Annotated in this window: 17 protein-coding genes; 7 read left to right on the plus strand and 10 right to left on the minus strand. The window is 70.6% G+C overall.

The window, feature by feature from the left end:
- Positions 1 to 66: 66 nt before the first annotated feature.
- Together ACFXGX_RS14925 and ACFXGX_RS14930 are read left to right on the plus strand one after the other, a co-directional pair.
- The gene (locus ACFXGX_RS14925) at positions 67 to 735 is read left to right on the plus strand and encodes a class I SAM-dependent methyltransferase (protein WP_384790018.1); all 669 of its coding nucleotides are present in this window, start codon (positions 67 to 69) and stop codon (positions 733 to 735) included.
- Positions 736 to 1,226: 491 nt separating this feature from the next.
- Entirely contained in the window at positions 1,227 to 1,934 is a 708-nt protein-coding gene (locus ACFXGX_RS14930; protein WP_384790021.1) for a hypothetical protein, read from the plus strand.
- A 138-nt stretch (positions 1,935 to 2,072) separates the two neighbouring features.
- Here the strand turns inward: ACFXGX_RS14930 and ACFXGX_RS14935 are convergent, their stop codons facing one another.
- The 7 genes from ACFXGX_RS14935 to ACFXGX_RS14965 form a co-directional block, all read right to left on the minus strand.
- Complete coding sequence (locus ACFXGX_RS14935) at positions 2,073 to 2,798, minus strand: DUF1963 domain-containing protein (RefSeq protein ID WP_384790024.1); 726 nt, start codon at positions 2,796 to 2,798, stop codon at positions 2,073 to 2,075.
- 184 nt (positions 2,799 to 2,982) lie between these two features.
- Entirely contained in the window at positions 2,983 to 3,615 is a 633-nt protein-coding gene (locus ACFXGX_RS14940; protein ID WP_384790027.1) for a glyoxalase, read from the minus strand.
- 105 nt (positions 3,616 to 3,720) lie between these two features.
- Positions 3,721 to 5,481, minus strand: a complete 1,761-nt coding sequence (locus tag ACFXGX_RS14945) for an ABC transporter ATP-binding protein (RefSeq protein WP_384790030.1) — start codon at positions 5,479 to 5,481, stop codon at positions 3,721 to 3,723.
- A gap of 165 nt (positions 5,482 to 5,646) precedes the next feature.
- Positions 5,647 to 5,784, minus strand: a complete 138-nt coding sequence (locus ACFXGX_RS14950; protein WP_107065889.1) for a SapB/AmfS family lanthipeptide — start codon at positions 5,782 to 5,784, stop codon at positions 5,647 to 5,649.
- Between the two features lie 102 nt (positions 5,785 to 5,886).
- The gene (gene lanKC, locus ACFXGX_RS14955; RefSeq protein WP_384790033.1) at positions 5,887 to 8,589 is read right to left on the minus strand and encodes a class III lanthionine synthetase LanKC; all 2,703 of its coding nucleotides are present in this window, start codon (positions 8,587 to 8,589) and stop codon (positions 5,887 to 5,889) included.
- Positions 8,590 to 9,451: 862 nt separating this feature from the next.
- Positions 9,452 to 11,473, minus strand: a complete 2,022-nt coding sequence (locus ACFXGX_RS14960; RefSeq protein ID WP_384790036.1) for a hypothetical protein — start codon at positions 11,471 to 11,473, stop codon at positions 9,452 to 9,454.
- A gap of 11 nt (positions 11,474 to 11,484) precedes the next feature.
- Positions 11,485 to 12,183: a hypothetical protein gene (locus ACFXGX_RS14965; protein ID WP_384790039.1), complete on the minus strand. Its 699-nt coding sequence runs from the start codon at positions 12,181 to 12,183 to the stop codon at positions 11,485 to 11,487.
- A gap of 169 nt (positions 12,184 to 12,352) precedes the next feature.
- On the opposite strand from ACFXGX_RS14965, the gene gcvH reads away from it, so the two are divergent.
- The gene (gcvH, locus tag ACFXGX_RS14970; protein ID WP_384790042.1) at positions 12,353 to 12,736 is read left to right on the plus strand and encodes a glycine cleavage system protein GcvH; all 384 of its coding nucleotides are present in this window, start codon (positions 12,353 to 12,355) and stop codon (positions 12,734 to 12,736) included.
- Between the two features lie 84 nt (positions 12,737 to 12,820).
- On the opposite strand, the gene ACFXGX_RS14975 is transcribed toward gcvH, so the two are convergent.
- Entirely contained in the window at positions 12,821 to 12,976 is a 156-nt protein-coding gene (locus ACFXGX_RS14975; protein WP_355770470.1) for a DUF6131 family protein, read from the minus strand.
- A gap of 266 nt (positions 12,977 to 13,242) precedes the next feature.
- Here ACFXGX_RS14975 and ACFXGX_RS14980 point away from each other — a divergent pair, with 266 nt between their 5' ends.
- Entirely contained in the window at positions 13,243 to 13,704 is a 462-nt protein-coding gene (locus ACFXGX_RS14980; protein ID WP_384790046.1) for an NUDIX domain-containing protein, read from the plus strand.
- Between the two features lie 95 nt (positions 13,705 to 13,799).
- On the opposite strand, the gene ACFXGX_RS14985 is transcribed toward ACFXGX_RS14980, so the two are convergent.
- Entirely contained in the window at positions 13,800 to 14,060 is a 261-nt protein-coding gene (locus ACFXGX_RS14985) for a hypothetical protein (protein WP_384790049.1), read from the minus strand.
- 117 nt (positions 14,061 to 14,177) lie between these two features.
- Here ACFXGX_RS14985 and ACFXGX_RS14990 point away from each other — a divergent pair, with 117 nt between their 5' ends.
- Positions 14,178 to 14,378, plus strand: a complete 201-nt coding sequence (locus tag ACFXGX_RS14990; protein WP_086800714.1) for a type II toxin-antitoxin system VapB family antitoxin — start codon at positions 14,178 to 14,180, stop codon at positions 14,376 to 14,378.
- Positions 14,379 to 14,863: 485 nt separating this feature from the next.
- On the plus strand, positions 14,864 to 15,508 hold the full coding sequence (locus tag ACFXGX_RS14995; RefSeq protein ID WP_384790052.1) for a GAP family protein: 645 nt from the start codon (positions 14,864 to 14,866) through the stop codon (positions 15,506 to 15,508).
- Between the two features lie 186 nt (positions 15,509 to 15,694).
- Here the strand turns inward: ACFXGX_RS14995 and ACFXGX_RS15000 are convergent, their stop codons facing one another.
- Positions 15,695 to 16,273 (minus strand): DUF5994 family protein, encoded by a 579-nt coding sequence (locus ACFXGX_RS15000; RefSeq protein ID WP_384790055.1) that lies wholly within the window; start codon positions 16,271 to 16,273, stop codon positions 15,695 to 15,697.
- A gap of 84 nt (positions 16,274 to 16,357) precedes the next feature.
- Here ACFXGX_RS15000 and ACFXGX_RS15005 point away from each other — a divergent pair, with 84 nt between their 5' ends.
- A complete protein-coding gene (locus ACFXGX_RS15005) occupies positions 16,358 to 16,531 on the plus strand; it encodes a hypothetical protein (protein ID WP_384790058.1) in 174 nt (57 codons plus the stop codon).
- The last annotated feature ends 119 nt before the right edge of the window (positions 16,532 to 16,650 follow it).

A 16,650-nucleotide genomic window follows, 5' to 3' on the forward strand; every position in this document is an offset into this window, starting at 1 on the left:
ACCTGTAAGAGACTCCAGCCGTCCGGTGACACTGCCGGGCGGCTGGCCCCATGAGCGGAGCAGGCAGTGACAGACGCGACGACGGCCTGGAACACGTATTCCTCCCAGCGGCCCGAGCGACGGCCGGTGAACGCGGCGGGCGAAGCAACCTGGTTCAACTGGACCCAGTACACCGACCACGGGCCCGACGCCGGCCTCCTCGACCTCCAGTCAGGCGACCGCGTCCTGGACCTCGGGTGCGGCAAGGGCGGCAACGCAGCGCACCTTGCTGTCCAAGGCATGACGGCCGTGGGCGTGGACATCTCTCCGGTACAACTGCGCGCCGCCGAGGAACGCTGGGGCAACACCCCCGGCCTCCAATTACGCCAGGCGGATGCCCTGTCCTACCTACGGGAGGGTGACGACCCTTTCGGCGCGGTGTACTCGGTGTACGGGGTGATGTGGTTCTCCGATCCCTCCGTCGTCCTGCCGGCGATTCGCGAGCGGCTTCGGTGTGGCGGGGTACTGGCGTTCTCGCAGCGGCCCGCTGTCGAGGGCTGCTACGGATGCCAGGCCTCGTACATCTCGCGGGGCGAGGATGAGGACCCCCTCATCGTGAAGCGCTGGGACTACGAGCCTGAGGACTGGGAGTGCCTGCTGAGGAAGCACGGCTACACCAATACACGGGCAGCAGTGCTTGGGGCGCCACCTGGCAGGCGGAAGATCGGCACACTGATCGTTCAGGCCCGCGCCTGACGTTCTGAACGCGGCCCGCCCGCCCCCAGCACCTCAGTAGTGCGAGGGCGGGCTCACTGTCCAGTGGAGAGGGGGTTCGGTTTCGCCGGTGAGGGTGACTTGGGCGGTCCAAGGCCGTGGTTCCTGAGTCGATCGCGGCACAGGGCGGAGACGCCCTGGCCGCGTGTGTGAGGAAGACGGTTCAAAGCCCAGCGGTGGCCGGGCAGGCGCTTCGGGGGGCTCCATGCGCGGCCCCTGCCGCCGTCCGCCCGCCTCGCGCATCCCGGCGGGGCGCCGACGTGACCGAGGCGACGGTCGTCACCACGGTCCGGGCGGTCCAGGGGGTGGGGCTGGTGTCGCTGAACGGGTGAGGGCCACGCATCGGAACAGTGCGCGAGCTGAATCGATTCGGCATGATCTATTCGGTAGATTTGCCTGAAAGTCGCACAAGTGCGGTGCCTAGACGGCAATATGGCCTGATCTTCCCTGAACCACGCATCAGAGGCCGAGTCATGCCCAGACCGCAGTCCCCGCCGGATCCCTACGCGAGGCCGCAGCGCCCGGTCCGTCAGTCCTCCGGTGACTCCCATCGGAGCGCGCTCGTCGTGGCCATGATCGGTGCCGCGGCCACGATCGTCGCGGCCCTGATCGGACTGTTCGTGCAGCTGAGCGGGGATGTGGAGCAACGCGCCTCCGGTCCGTCGCTCGGCGGTGCGTCGCCCGCCTCCGACGCCCCCGGCGCGCCCGAAACCTCCGTCGCTCCCCGCAGCTCGGTCCCGCCGAGCACGCCCGCGGGGTCCGAAACGTCCGGCGGTGCCGACGGGGCTCCGGGCGCCCCGACCCTCACCGTTCCGACGCCCGTCGGCCTGCCGGAGGCGTTCCTCGGACGCTGGCAGGGCTATGCCGAGGAGGTCGACGCCAGCAGTACCGACCACTACCGCGTCACCGTGGAGCTCGACCAGGGCACACTGCGAGGGCGGGTCGGCAGCGTGCACTACGCGATGGAGTCCTCCGACTGCTACGGCACCGTGAGCCTGACCGCGGTCGGCGGCACGGATCAGGTGATCCTCGGGGAGAGCATCCAGTCCGGCAATTGCGTAACGAACGGGCGCATCACCCTGACGCTGCGCCCCGGCGACACGGTGGATTTCGCCTACGAGTCGACCAAACGGGACGGCACCCGGCAGTCGGTGAGGGCGGGCCTGGAGCGCGTCGCCTGATTGGCGCGCCGGGGGCAGTACGACTCCCCGGGCCGCGGCGACCGCTCCATCCGCGCAGGGCGAGGGGGTCCGCGATCGCGTGCCGGCCGGGGACGGAGGAGAGGATCACGCGTGCCTCGGCCGCCAAGTCCTCGGCGGCTACGGGCAGTCGAAGCGGTGGGTGAAGGGGCGGCCGGGACAGGTGTGGCACTCGAAGAGATACACGCCGCCGAGGTCGCCGAGCACCAGGCCCGGCCCCTCGTAGGGCACGTCTTCGTCTTCGACCGGGGTCCAAGTGCGCCGGGACAGCGCGTCGCCCTCGGTGCTTTCCACGGTCAGGAGGTGTTCCATGCGCTCCCCGCACTCGGCGCAGTCCGGCCACCTCGGGTCCTGGCTCCAGCCGGGATATCCGACCAGCTTCGTGCCCGGTGCCGTGGAGAGGTGACTCTGGTGGTCCCAGCCCGACTCCTGGTCCAAGTCCATGAACCTGAACTCGAGTTCGTCCCAGAGATCGTCGTCCAGGTCCCAGTGGGGATACTCCGTCACCGCCTCCGGATGGACGACGCACGGACGCGGGACGTAGTTCTCCCAGATGTCGGCCGGACTCGGCGGTGCCGACAGCATGTCGCCGACCGCGCCCGCCTCGCGCCAGCGCACATCAGGAACGACCCAGCGACCGCCGCCGTGCTTCCGCGGGCACCACAGGACCTGGAGCAGATCGCACCCGTCGGGGAACGGAACGATGTCGGGAACCGAACCGCGGTAGATCTGGACGACCGGCACCATCGGTGAACCCTCGTGGTCGGGACACAGGGGCCACGCCTCCTCGGCCGGCCAGAGCAGAGGGCCGCCCACCGAGCTGTCCCGGCAGCTCGGTTCACCCACACGCGGATGCAGCCTCACGGTCTCTCTGTGGAGGGGCGCCAGCTCGGGAAACAGCTTCTCCACGTCCACGGGGCGGGGCGGTGTATGGCGGGCCACGCCGACAGACTACGGCCCTGTGGCGTACCGGCGGAGCGGCGCTGGAGAGCCGCTGTGCCCGGCACCGTGGACAGGGATGGCACCGCGGTCAGGATTGCGTGGGTGCCAGCGAGGGTGCTTCCCAGGTGAAGCCGTCCGGGTCGGTGAACGCCGTCGCGGTGCCGGTGAGCGCGAGCCCGTGCGAGCCGCTGCCGTCGTCGATGACGCCGAGGTCCTTGGCCAGACCGGCGCGCTTGTACAGCGCCAGCTTGAACCGGTCCGGCCCGTCCGCGGTGAACTCGGCGTACTTGCCGCCGAAGCTCTTCGCGACGGTGAGCCCCTGCTCGACGTAGAACCGCTTGCTCGCCTTCACGTCCGCGACGCCCAGCAGGAGCACACGCTCGTCGATGGTGCCCGTGACCGGACCCGTGTCCTTCTTCGCCGAGGTCGCGACCTTCCAGATCGTTCCGTCCGGGGCCTGGACAACGCCCCCGTAGCCCCACAGGGACTTCGACACGGGCTTCAGCGATGTGGCGCCGGCCGCGAGGGCGCCGTCGACGAGGCTCGCGACGTCGGCCGGCTGGGACACGGTGAGGGCCAGCGTGAATCCGCGGAAGCCGGCCGTGGGTGCCTCGGAGGTGCGCAGGCGCAGCCCGGCGCCGAGTCCGAAGGCGGTGGCGTAGAACTGCTCGGCGGCGGTCGGGTCGTCCACTTCGAGGGTGATGGCTGCGATGGAAGTCATACGGATCACGCTAGTCGCGGCCGGTCGGCGATGGCTTCTCCGATCCTGCTCGATGCGGTCCTGCGCGATGCCGTCCTTTTTTAAAGCGGTCCTGCTCGGCCCGCTTCAGGGCTGGGTCATCGCCTGGCTGGCGATGAGCTGTTGGTACGGGGCGCAGCGAGCCAGGAGCGCGGGGTGGTTGCCGGTGTCGGTGACGGTTCCCTGGTCGAGCATGATCACGTGCTCGGCGTGCTGCACGGTGGTGAGCCGGTGGGCGACGACGATGACCGCGCGGGTCGTCGCCAGCTTTTCGATGATGGTCCGGAAGCGTTGTTCGTTGAGGCCGTCGAGCTGGCTGGTGGGTTCGTCGAGCAGCACGATGTCGGCGTCGGACAACAGGGCACGGGCGAGCGCCATGCGTTGCCTCTGACCGCCGGAAAGGTCGGTCTCGCGGCCCAGCAGGGTGTCGATTCCCTGGGGAAGGCGGGTGATGTCGTCGGCGAGTCCGACGGCGTCGAGGGCGGTGGCGAGTTCGGCGTCGGTGGCGGGCGTGGTGCGGCCGAGCTGGAGGTTCTCGCGGGCGGTGGCCTCCAGCAGGGTGAAGGCCTGGTCGACGTACGTGATGCGGGTGCGGAGCGCGTCCAGGGGCCAGTGCCGCATGTCGTGACCGAGGACCGTGATGGTGCCCGAGGAAGGCCGGATGAACCGGTCGATCAGGGACAGCGTGGTGGTCTTCCCGGCCCCGGACGCGCCGACCACGGCGGTGAGCCCGGTGCGGGCGGTGCTGAACGAGATGCCGTGCAAAGTGGGATGGCCGGCTCCGGCGTGGGTGTAGGAGACGGCGTCGAAGGCGACGGCGGGTGCGTCGGGCAGTGGGGTGGGAGCCGCCTGGTCGTCCTCGGCCTGGTCGTCCTCCGGCGGCAGGAGCAGCAGGTCGTTGCAGCGGTCGCGGGCGGCGAGGCCGGACTGGAGCCGGCCGAGCCCGGTGGCCAGCGTGTTGACGGACGGGATCGCCTGCAGCAGATAGAGGAGGAACGCGGCGAACGCGGCCGCGGTGATGTCGCCCGCGGCGAGCCGGGCGCCACCGGTGAGGATCACGGCGATCATGGCGAGCTGGTTGCCCAGGGTGAGCACGGCGGGGATCAGCGTGCCCAGCCGGGCGCCCTCCAGGGAGATGGAGCGCAGCCGTTCCGCGTCCTCGGCGAGGGCACGGGTGGCCAGCGGTTCGGCCCGGTTGGCCTTGATCGTGGTGAGGGCCTCCAGGTTCGCGGTGAAGCGCTGGGCGATGTGTCCGACGGCGTCCTGCTGGCCGCTCACATTGGCCCGCAGGCGGCGCAGGACCAGCGTCACCATGAGGGTCAGGGCGGACAGGGCGACCAGGGTGACCACGGTGAGGACCCAGTCGATCCACACCATCACGCCCAGGGTCGCGGCGATGGTCACGGTGGCGAGGGGCAACTGGCTAGCCACGTCCACGATTTGGCGCAGCAACAGGGCGTCGGAGGTGATCCGGGCGGCGAGTTCGCCGGTGCCCTGGGTCCGGACGACGGGCAGCGGCAGCCGCAGCGCGTGCTCCATCAGCGTGATGCGCAGCCGGTACGCCATGCGTTCGCCGATGCGGGCGAGCAGGAAGCCGGAGCAGGCCTGGGTGAGGGCGCCGGCCACGGCGGCGGCGCACATCAGGGCGATGTGGTCGGCGAGCGGACGATGGCTGGAGAAGTCGGTGATGACGTCCTGGAGGAAGAGGGGGAGGGCGAGGGTGGCGGCGGTGGCGGCGAGGGCGAGGAACAGTGCGGCGGTCAACGGGCCGGGTTCGGCGGTCAGTTCACGGCGCAGCCGCAGCGGGCCCTTCGTGTGGTGAGCGCGGGGAGCGGGCTCGTCGGCCACGGGGAACCTCTCTGGTGAGCGTGGGGGCGTCGCGCGGGGGCACGCACCCGGCGGAGGGAGGGCTGCTGGGGCGAGCGGGCGACCGGCCGGGCCGCTGGTGGTGGCCCGGCCGGCTGTGCTGCGTGCGCCCCCTACGAGGCGGTGCCCGCTATGGGGCGGTGCCCGTTACACGCAGAGGATCGTGCTCACCGTGCTGGTGCCGCAGTTGAGCACGCTCAGGGAGCTGGTGCTCGCGAGGGTGTCGTCGATCGGGGTGGCCTCGGTCTCGGGCAGGTCCATCGTCTGCAGGTCGAGGATCATCATGGCTGTTCTCCTTCATTCACTGACGGGTGGATCACCCGGCCGGGCGGCCGGGAGTCTGGGGGCGCAACTCGGGTGATCCGGTTGCGACTTGTGGTGACGTGGTCAGGACCGGCCGACCGTGTGCCCGGCGGAGGGTCGGCGCTGGCCGACCGTGGCCGGAGGAAGGCTGGGGCCCGCTTGCGCCGGGCCGGGCCCGCCGGTCCAGGGGAGGAAGGGAGTGCCGGCCAGGGCGGTGCCCAGGGCCAGGAGCACTCCGGCGGAGCCGGTCGCCAGGTCCGCGGAGAGCCGCAGGAGCTGGTCGCCCGGGAAGGCGAGGTGTCCCTGGTACGAGATCTGGTGGAGGGCCAGGAGCCTGCGGTGGCGGTCCAGCGAGGTCTGGCGGTGGGCGGCCGCTTCCGCGTCGTCCGGGGTGCGCGGGCGCGGGGAGTGCCAAGGGCCCGGAGCGCCCGGCCGGGGCCGGGTGAGGGCGAGGTAGCCGAGGAGCCCCGCGCGGCCGTTGAACAGACCGGGCTGGATGATGAATTCGGGTTCGGCGGCGCGGCTGATCGGCGTCCGGTAGCGGGCTGTCGGACTGTCGGGGTGATGGCGGAGCAGGGCGTCCAGAGCGAGTCCGATGCCGGTGCTGCCGGTCTCGATGTAGGGGAGTACCCGGTATTCGTCGAGGACTTGGACCGTGCCGTCCGCCGCGGTCACACATCGCTCGAGGTCCAGTTCGAGCAGAGTCTGGGCCCGTTCGAGGAGAGCGTGATCGCCGGTGTGTTCGTAGAGGCGGACCAGGGCGAGGGCCGCGCCGGACGCCCCGTTCATCAGGCCGGCTTTGCGGCGCCCGCTCGACGGACCCTCCTTCTCCAGTTCGTCGGCCGCGGTCACCGCGTGCGTGAGGGCGCTGTCCAGCAGTCGGTGGTCGCCGGTGGCCGTCGCGAAGTGCGACAGAGTCAGGGCGATGCCGGCGCGGCCCGATGACAGGTCCGGGCCCGGCGGACTGTCAGGAGTGGTCTGGGTGAGCCGCTCCAGCAGGTCGAGTGCGGCGTCCCGTTCGCCGAGGAGGTCGAGGGTGTGCGCCACGCCGTGTCCGCCGGTGTAGAGACCCGGCTGCACCGGGCGGGTGCGGGCGGCCTCGATGAGCCACTGGACGTGTTCGGTCTCCGTGCCGGCGCCCGTGACGTGGAGGGCGTACAGGACGCCGGCCGCTCCGTGGGCCAGGCCCAGGCTGCCCTGGGTGAACTGGGCGATGTCGCCCGGGAAGAGCCGGTCGCCGCGGTGGGGGGTGGCCATGGCCAGGATGCCGGCCGCGAGGGAGTCGCGGATGGCCGGCCAGTCGGCCCGCGGCCCGCTGAGCAGGGCTTGGGTCTCGGCCCTGCGCAGGCCCAGTTCGGGCCTGGGGGTGCGGCCGTCCGCGGGGGAGGGGGCCAGCAGGCGGCGGATCTCGGCGGTGTATCCGGGCGGTACGGGGAACCGGCGCTCGATGACGTCGGCGAGCTCGGTGCCCTTGCCCGCGTCCAGAGTGGGCAGTTGGGCGAGCGGGAGGAACAACCACAGGCGGATCGCGGCCAGTCCGTACAGGTCGATCTCCGGGCCTGTGTATCCCCTGGGAGCGGTGAAGCCCGCGGCTCCTAGGGCCGGCCGCACGAACGCGTCGACGGGGCTGGCGAGTTCGAAGTCGATGAAGCAGATGTCACCGCCCGGCCGGATGATCAGGTTGCGGGGGTGGAGGTCTCCGAAGACGACCCCGCGGTCATGCATGCCCTTCAGGATGTGCCCGATTCGGTCCACGATCGCGATCGCCTCGCGGGTGTACTCGGCGACCGTCGTGTCGTCGGCGTCCGGATGGATGAGGGGGTACTTCGCGGTCAGCCACTCGCTCAGTGACTGCCCCTCGACGAACTCCTGGACCAGGAAGCGGTGTTCCCACACGGTCAGCAGTTCGTGCATGGCGGGGACTCCGGGCAGTCCCGCCAGCCGGGCCATCATGTCGTGTTCCTGCTGCAACCGGGTGACGGCGTCGACTCCGCGCTGGTCAAGACCCGCGTGCGGCCGGGCCTCCTTCAGCACCACTTGAGGGCTGTCCGCGTCTTTGCGGCCGAGGTAGACACCACCGGCGTTGGAGAAGTGCAGGACCCGCTCGACGGTGTAGGGCAAGGCGGGCGCCTGTGGGGCGTTGCGTTCGGTGATGGCCCCTTCTACGAAGTCTGGCACGGGTGCCCAGTCGGGCACCGAGAAGCCGGCGCCGCGGACATCGGGGACCAGCCGGCCGTCCGGGTCTTCGAGTGCCAGGACCCGCTGACCGGCGTCGTTGTGGCAGTGGCGCTCGGCGAATCCCCCGTAGCGCAGATACAGCGGTCCCTCGCCCCAGCGCAGATCGCTGAGGATGTACGGACCCCGGCGGCCGGCGAGCAACGGTCCGAGACCCTCCAGACACCGGCGCAACTCGGTGTCGCCCAGCGGGTAGAGCGTGCAGAACTTTCCGCTCGAACCGCGGGGTGAGTATTTGGAATTCTGCATCTGAAGGATGGGCAGCCCGCGCAGGAACTTGAACGTGATGTGCTCGCGCAGGCAGTAGTCGTAGACCAGTTCCAGTACCGCCTCGGCGTCCTCCGCGCACGAGGAGACGTGGAGCTTCCAGCCCTGCGACGGCAGTTGGACGTCCTGGGGGCGTACCACCGCCCAGATCTCCAGGTCGCCGCGCTCCCATCCGGCGGGCAGCGGCCGGGTGACGGCCGCGAACTCCTCCTGAGCACCCCAGCGGCGGGGCGAGTCGTAGAAGATCGGATCTGCGTAGGCGTACGCCTCGTACCGGTTGTCCATCGGACTTCTCCTCAGGGCGGGGACGTCTGCAGGCGGGACAGCCCAGGGGGAGCTGGGATCTGCCGGCCTGGAGAGCGGAGAGCAACAGCGGGGAGAGGGGAGTGGGGAGCGGGGAGGTGCGTCGGCCCGGGGAGCGGGGGCGGGCTGCGCGGCTTCGGTGCCGGCCGGATCCCTTGGGAGGTCTGCGGCCACTCGAAGTATTGGGAAAGCGATAGTTCGACCACAACGGCGCGAAAGAAGTCTTTTCAGAAGATATTCGCCACCGGCGTGATGATGAGACCGCCTATCGTCGACAGCGCCCAGGCGTACACCGGATCACCGGCCCGGCCCGGTGCGCCGCGCCGCCGCGGGCACGGCCAAGCCCGGCGCGGTCCCTCCGGGTTTGTGAACAGGGTGTTTCACGGGGGCGGCTCGTGTTGGCAGTGCCGCGTAATTGGGCCCTGGAGGCATGGTTAAAAAGGCATATGCCGGGTGCGGGGTGATGCGGTGTATGACCCGGGCGCGCCCGTGGCCTCTTGATGATGGATTTGTCGTACTGGCAAGAGAGGTGGACAACCGCCTCCTCGACCCGCTCCGGTCCTCCGCGATCCCGGGCATGGAGTCACCGGATGATGCGGAGGACATCGCCCGTACATCTGTGCGCTATTATTTGTTCAGAGCGGTCGGAGGAAGTCACTCTGACTGGCGATGCGTTGGTGGTCCAAGGAAAGACGCCCCGCTTCCTGCGGGGAAATGCAGGTGCAAGGCCTGCCCGGCGCTCTGACGAAACCCTGTCCCGTGATGTGCGGGACAGGGTTTCTTGTTGTCCGGGGCCGATCCCTGCGGCGGGCCCCGGACATCGGGGCCCGCCGTCCGGATGCTGTCAGTCGGCACCACCCGCCGCGGAGGTGGCGAACAGTGCGGCGCGTGCGGCGGCGCACAGCGCGTCGTCCTCCGGGACGGAACGCCACGTACCGTGCCTCACGGGCCGTTCGTCGGCGTCGAGGAACGGCCTCAGGACCGGCCGCGCGGGAGCGGCGTCCGCGCCCATCTCCGCCAGCAGCTTCACCGTTTCGATGACCGCCGGATAGGCGCCACCCCGCTCGGCGAACGGGGCGATCGCCCGGACGAGGGCCGGGACCACCTCGTCGGTCCGTCCGGTGATCCGCCACAGTGCCTCGCCGACGCGCAGTGGCAGCCAGCCGTGCGTATGACGGGGCAGCAGTTCGCGCAGCCGTCCGACGTGCGAGGCTGCCGCAGGCCCCAGTTCCGCCAGCAGCACGGCGGCGCTCTCCTGGCCGTAGCGCGCGTCCAGCTCGGGAACGAGCAGCGTCAGCGCGGGCTCGCGGTCGCCGGTCAGCCGTCCGTAGGCGAGGGCCAGACTGCGGGGTGCGAACGGCTGGTTCGCCGGCGGGGCGTCGAGCAGGGCGCGCAGCCGCTCACGGGGGACGGCCTGAGTCGCGGCCGGCCCGATCGCGGCGAGGGCGTCCAGTGCCCAGACCGCGGCATCGGTGTCCAGGAGAGCGAGCAGTTCCGGGATCGCGGGGGCGGAGGCGTCGCCCCACGCCGTCAGCACTTGGCAGAGCGCCCGGCGTTCGTCGAGGCCGGTGGCCGCCGTGAGGCGGGTCCGCAGCGGGGGCAGCAGCACGTCGGCGTGGGCGCCGAGATCCGCCGCGACATCGTTCAGGCTCAGCTTGTACGTCCACCAGCCGTCGGCGTGGGACGAGTGGTGGGCGAAGCCGGGGTCCGCGTCGGCCAGGCGCCGGGCCAGGGGCGGGACGCACCGCGCGTCACCGAGTCGCGACAGTGCCCAGAGCGCGTGGGTCCGGGCCTGCGGATGGGCTTCGCCCGCTTCCGTGCTCATGGCCGCCAGGGCGTCCGCCCAGGGGTGGGCCGCGCGCCCGCACATGCCGAGGATCCGGGTGGCGAAGAGCCGGTTGTCGGCTTCGGGATCGTCGAGCGAACGGGCCACTGCGGGCAACAGGTCGGCGACAGCGGACCGACGGCGGCTGAGCGCCTGGGCGGCGACCCGCAGTGCTCCCGCGCGGACCGTGGGGTCCCGGTGTCCGAGTAGTTCGCAGGTCGTGTCGGCCACGGCAGTGGGGTCGTCTCCGAGGAGGCCGACCGCCCAGACGACCGTCCCCGTGGTGGTGCCTTCCGGCCGCCACGTGTCCGGTTCGCTGCCGGACAGCACGTCGGACACGGCACGTCCGCAGTCGCCGACGTCCTGTCCCGGGAGCGCGTGGCGCAGGGCCTGCACGGCCGTCAGCCGTACGGAGGGCACGGTGCCGTTCATCTCGGCGCGCAGCCAGTCGAGGGAGGCGCCGCGTCGCTCACCCGCGTGGGCGGTCAGTGAGCCGACCGAGTCGATGAGCTGGAGCCGGGTCCGTGGTGCGGCCTCGACGTCCCAGCGTGCCCGCAGCGCGGCGATCACCTCGTCAGCCCGGCCGCGGGCCTCGGCCAGACAGTGCGCGACCGCCGTACGGTGCTCCGCCACCGGGTCGTCGAGCAGCGGCAGCAGGTCCGTGACCGCCAGGTCCCAGGCGCCGGCCCAGCCGGAGGTGACGAATCGGGGCTGCGCGGTGTTTCCCGAGTGGGCCAGGGACCGTACGAGGTAGAGGAGTTCACCTCGGACGTCCGTGGCGACGGCCGGATCCGCGGCGGCCGCGATGACGTGGGGCAGCGCGGCGGGCGCCGACGAATAGACTCCACCGCCCTGATGGTGGACGTGCGTCAGCAGATCGTCGGCCGCGGCGGCTGCCTTCTCCGGCTGCCGGAGGTTCCGCAGCATGGCGGGTACGTCGTCGGCGGTCCCATAAGCGTGCTTGAGAGCCGCCCAGTCCACGGCTTCGACCGGTGTGGGCGGATCGCTCAAGTCCCGCTCGTTCACGTCCCGCTCGTTCACGTCCCGCTCCTTCATATCCGGGCCGCCTCGACCTGATCCGAGACCGGGAAGACGTCAGCGCAGTCCGGGCAGGTGGCCCGGCCGAAGAGGTGGGTGAGTCCGCGTGCGATGTCCTCGTGTCCCGTCTGTGCGGCGGTGCGGTGCAGACGCGCGGGCAGCGGAGCGAGGTCGGCCGGGTCGGCCGGCAGCAAGGGAGTCTTGGCCGGGTCGGCCGTCACGTAGTCGCCGGCCGAGGCGAAGGTGCCGCGGTCACCGAAGGCGATGAACAGCTCCGAGGCGCACTCCGGGCACTCGATCTCGTACTCCTGCTGGTACAGGCCCTCCAGCAGCCCCGCGCTCCAGACGCGTTCCCCCTCGAAGGCCAGGACGCACTGGAGAAGGTCCACGAACACCACGGCGTCCTCGCGCGCCGCGTCGAGCAGGCGGCGGGCCACGGGGAGGAGGACGGCGAGCTCTCCGGCGTAGCGCGCGCTGTACTCGTCGTCGGCCGCCGACGCGATGAGGCCCGCCAGTTCGACGGCTTCGTGCGGTTCGCCGGGGGCGCGGCCGTCCGCGATGGCCGCCAGGTGGGGGAGGGCGAGGTAGCTGTCGCTGTAGACGCTGCCTTGATGGCACAAGTCGTCCCACAGCTCGATCCAGATCTGTCCGTCGTCCTCACCACCCAGACGGGCGAATGCGGTGGCCAGGTCGTCGGAAGGTCTCGCGGTCATGTCACCGGATCATTCCAGGGACGGGTCCGCGCGTGAGGACGGGGGCGAGGCCGTCGCGTGACTGACGAATCCATCCTTCGGCGGCCGACCCGCGTGGAAGCCGTTGCCACGCGTCACGTCGTGACAATCTGCCATCGATTGATCACCTTGTGTTCCGAAAGGGGCTGTCGTGCCAACCATTCCGAAGGATCTCAAGTACACGGACGACCACGAGTGGGCGCGCTTCGAAGCGGACGGGACGGTGACGGTCGGGATCACCGCCCACGCGCAGAAGCAGCTCGGGGATGTCGTATTCGTGGACGTGTTCCTGGTGGGCAAGAAGGCCGAGGCCGGGGACGCCTTCGGCACCATCGAGTCGGTCAAGGCCGTGACCGAAATCTTCGCCCCGGTGAGCGGCGAGATCACCGAAGCGAACCCCGCCCTCGCCGAAGAACCCGGGGAGGTGAACAACGATCCGTACGGGAGCTGGCTGTTCAAGGTCAAGCCGGAGGCGGGCGCCCCTTCCGATCACCTGCTGTCCGCCGGTGAGTACGCGAAGCTGATCGGCGACTGACGGTCTCGATCGCGTCGGCCGCGCCCGGGGCCCGGCAGGTGCCGGGCCCCGAGTGGCGCGCTGAGCCGCCGGTCACGCGCCCGCCTAGTAGTAGTGACGTCGTCCGCCGACCTCGCGGCCGACCGCTCCGAGGATCCACAGCAGAGCCCCGATCGCCACCAGGATGATCCCGATGGTCCAAAGAATTCCGATACCGGCGATGAGGCCGATGACAAGCAGGATGACTCCGAGGATGATCATGGCGTCCTCCGGTGGCGGGACGTAGTCTGCGGGCGTCCCCTACCCCTGCCGGGTTTCCCGCGACGTGCGACCCAAACACGGGATGCGCGCCCGTGACATGGGAGGGGCGCCCCGCGATACGGGATGCGCGCCCGCGACATGGGATGTGCCTCCGTCGCCCGCGCGTCCGGCCCGTCACCGGCGCGGCCGTCGGTCACACCGAGCGCGGCCGTCGGTCACACCGACAATGAAGGACGCGTCGCGTCCTGCGGAGCGAGGGAGGAAGCATGGCCGACAGCGGTCGCGGATACGTCAGGGACAGGCGGGGGTGCCGCCATTGGGGCCCGCACGGCGCGGCGGGACTGCTCCTGCGCAAGGACGGCCGGTTCCTGCTCCAGCGCCGTTCCTGGCGGGTCCATCACGGCCGCACCTGGAGCACTCCGGGCGGAGCGCTGCACACCGGTGAGAGCCCGTGGGACGGGGCGCGCCGCGAGTTCGCGGAGGAACTGGGCGGTGTTCCGGAACTCCGTCCGATCCACACCTTCGTCGACGATCACGGTGGATGGGCCTACCACACCGTCGTCGCGGAGGTCACCGAGCCGTTCTTCCCGCGCCGTGGGGACGGTGAAGGGTCCGCCTACCGGTGGTGCGCCCCCGCGGAGATCGACTCGCTTCGCCTGCACCCCGGATTCGCCGCCACATGGCCGCAGTTGCTCGCCGGAATGGACGCCATGGACGGCATGGACTGACTCACAATCTGTCGGCCGGGGTCCGAGTCCCACCCGCCCCGACACGGAGGTGTCTGACTCTGACCCCGAGGTGTGGGCGTGGACCTGCGGCCCTGTCACAGCGTGCGGGAAACTGCCCGCACTGGAAACGGCCCAGGAGGGCATCCCGGCGCGCGCCCGCGGAGCTGTCGGCGTCCGCCCTTGCGGATCTGTGCCGGGGAACCGGACTGGTCGACAGGCTTGAGTACGGCCGGATGCTGGACTCGCGGGCCTAACACCTGCTCCAGAGACGGATGGATCTGCGTCAGCGGGCCCCGCAGCCGGTTGATGATCGTCGTCGCTCCGCCGACCAGGTTGTCGTCGTAGCCGATGATCATCTCTGGTGCCGTATCAAGCAACGTTCGCCCTGTTGTCGTCCTGTGCCACGAACCGCAGCGGGAACGAGTCGCTGCTGTGCGGCTGTTAAAGTCCCGGACCGACGAAGGGGGCCGCTCGTGGCCAAGGTCAACATCAGTCTCGATGCCGAACTGGTGGTGGAAGTCATGGTCCTGGCCGGCGTCGGCTCGCCCCAGGACGCCGTCGAAGCGGTCGTGCGTGACTACATCGCCCGGGGACACCGCACCGAGGCACGCACCGAGCTCAAGGACCAGAGCCTGCGCGAGGTCGAGGTCAAACCGCAGGAGCCTCAAGGCTGACCACTGTGATCGTGTGACGTCGCTCCAGCTCCGTCGGCACGCGTCCAAGGCTCGGGGACAGGGCAGTTGTGGAGCGTGAGCGCCGCCCAGGACGCTGTCCTCGCCCGGCCCTTGCGCCGATCGGTACTCGCCGGTTGTCCCAGTCGAGGCGTAGGACGGCGTTCTCTGCGCGATCCACGATGAACGCCAGCCCACCCGAATGTCCTTCATGGTCGCGACCGGCAGAGAACAGAGACGGCGCGGTGCGGACAGTGCGGAGAGCGGCTCTGGACAGGGAGAGACGTAGCAGAAAGCGGGAGCTCGGTGCCGTGGCGGTCGAGTTTCAGACCTGGTGCATACGAGGACGTGGGCGTGGCCTGCTTGACCGGCCGGGCCACCCCCTGCAGGGTCGGGATGCGGCGCCACGAGTGCGCTGCCTGACTCGGCCGACCGGCCGCCCGGCCACAGGCGGTAGACGGTCCTGATCTTCAGGAGCGACTGATCCGATGGTCCTCGACCTGCTCGTGATCGGTACGGCCATCACCCTGGGGCCTTTGCACAACAGCGCCTTCATCCTGCTGCTCTCCTCGCGGCGCGGCGTTCGCCAGGGCCTGGCGTTCCTGCTGTCGTGGCTGGCCAACCTGATCGCGGTGATCGTCTGTGTGGTGCTGCTGACGGGCGGCCAGCCTCCGGCCCGTCACAGCGTGCCCTCGACCGCGACGATCGCCGCGAGACTCGCCATCGGCCTCGGGCTGGTGCTGTACGGCGCGCACCGGCACCGCCGACCGCCCCGCCCGCACGGCCCTCCACGCTGGACCGCCCGGATCGACGACGCCTCCCCGACCACGGCAGCCGGCCTGGCATGGCTGCTGCAGCCCTGGGCCATGGTCGGCGCCGGAGCCGCGACCGCCGTCGACGCGGACCTCTCCACCCTCACCGACTGGCTCGCGCTGACCGGCTACTGCCTGCTGGCCACGCTCAGCCTCATCATCATGGAGATGTACACGGTCTGGGCGCCCACGGCCGCCAACGCCCGGTTGAACGCCCTGCGCGGCTGGCTGGAGCAACACCAGGAGCAGTTGATCGTCACGCTCTCACTGCTCCTCGGTCTGTACCTGATGGCCCGGAGCATCTACCAACTGGTCGCCTGATGGTGAGTGAACAGGCGTCGGTGTCCGCCGAGCGTGCGGCCAGGCCGCACCGGCGAAGGGGGCCGGGGCTGCGGTTGCCGGGGCTGCGAGGAGTCCGGACCGGTGGCCGTAGTGCCGGTGCCCCAGCGGCCGGTGGCGGCAGAGGCCCGGAGCATGGTCCGAAGGCAGCTTTTGCCGCCGTGCACCTCACATACCGATGATCAGTCGGCTGGCCTGTCTCGGGACAGCCGTCGTGATCTGCGAGGCGCCGCCCTCGGACTCCCATGCCGTCTCGGCGTTCCGCACCTGGTTGGGCACGGAGACGTCGTACAGGGCCCGGTCGGCGGTGATGAGCGCGCTCGCGGTCAATGGCGGGCCGCCGTATTCGGATGCCGCCGCGATCAGACGTCCGGCTGCTTCCGGGCCGGTCTCGGGCGGGATCACCAGCAGGTCCCAGCGGCCGGTGCCGTAGGACAAGAGCAGAAGCTTGTGCGGGTCGATCTCCGGAGTGAACCAGCCGACCGTCACGACATGACCGTTGACGGGCACCTTGCGAGGGATGACCGGCCAGTGCTCGGGGTTGACGGCGATATGGGTGATGCGGCCCCACAGGGGGTCCAATACATCCGTGAGTGCCGGAAGTTCACGCAGCAGGTCGCGGGACCGCGGCCACCAGGCGCCGTCCAGGAGTCCGTGGGAGGGGGCGTCGGCCTTCAGTGCGAGACGGGCGGGGGGAGCTGCGACGGGTGCGAGCCGCGGCAGGGTTGCTTCGAAGGTCGCGGTCATGATGAGGACCCGTCTCCGGGCCGCCCGTGAAGTCGCGGCCCGGGTTTCGCCTTTCGCCGGGAACGACCCGGCGTGGAAACCGGTGTGCGAAATGCCCTCGGTGCCTTCACCGTACTCCTTCTCCTGCCGCGGCTGTCGTACGGGCAGGAGTACGGTGAGGACGTCGAGGGCACGTCGTACGCCGGTGATCGCACGGGCCTCGTCCTCGTCGCAAGAGAGATGGGGGCCGCACAGGTCCGGGCAGGTTCCGCCCCGTGACGTCCGAAGCCGCGCACCGCCCACCCCGTTCCGAGGCCACACACAAGCGCGCAGGGCCGGGTGGAGGTCCGCGTGGTCGCCGCGAACTGTGAGGCGGTTCGGCGCGTCGCGGACGCGCT

It is taken from the genome of Streptomyces sp. NPDC059371 (assembly GCF_042751995.1).
In the GTDB taxonomy this organism is placed as follows: domain Bacteria; phylum Actinomycetota; class Actinomycetes; order Streptomycetales; family Streptomycetaceae; genus Streptomyces.

Excerpts from the sequence above, each read along its gene's own strand:
- ACFXGX_RS14975 (WP_355770470.1), bottom strand. The coding sequence starts at position 12,976 with ATGATCATCCTCGGAGTCATCCTGCTTGTCATCGGCCTCATCGCCGGT.
- ACFXGX_RS14965 (WP_384790039.1), bottom strand. The coding sequence starts at position 12,183 with ATGACCGCGAGACCTTCCGACGACCTGGCCACCGCATTCGCCCGTCTG.
- ACFXGX_RS14940 (WP_384790027.1), bottom strand. The coding sequence starts at position 3,615 with ATGACTTCCATCGCAGCCATCACCCTCGAAGTGGACGACCCGACCGCC.
- ACFXGX_RS14950 (WP_107065889.1), bottom strand. The coding sequence starts at position 5,784 with ATGATGATCCTCGACCTGCAGACGATGGACCTGCCCGAGACCGAGGCC.
- ACFXGX_RS14930 (WP_384790021.1), top strand. The coding sequence starts at position 1,227 with ATGCCCAGACCGCAGTCCCCGCCGGATCCCTACGCGAGGCCGCAGCGC.
- ACFXGX_RS14985 (WP_384790049.1), bottom strand. The coding sequence starts at position 14,060 with ATGATCATCGGCTACGACGACAACCTGGTCGGCGGAGCGACGACGATC.
- ACFXGX_RS14980 (WP_384790046.1), top strand. The coding sequence starts at position 13,243 with ATGGCCGACAGCGGTCGCGGATACGTCAGGGACAGGCGGGGGTGCCGC.
- ACFXGX_RS15000 (WP_384790055.1), bottom strand. The coding sequence starts at position 16,273 with ATGACCGCGACCTTCGAAGCAACCCTGCCGCGGCTCGCACCCGTCGCA.
- ACFXGX_RS14995 (WP_384790052.1), top strand. The coding sequence starts at position 14,864 with ATGGTCCTCGACCTGCTCGTGATCGGTACGGCCATCACCCTGGGGCCT.
- lanKC (WP_384790033.1), bottom strand. The coding sequence starts at position 8,589 with ATGGACAACCGGTACGAGGCGTACGCCTACGCAGATCCGATCTTCTAC.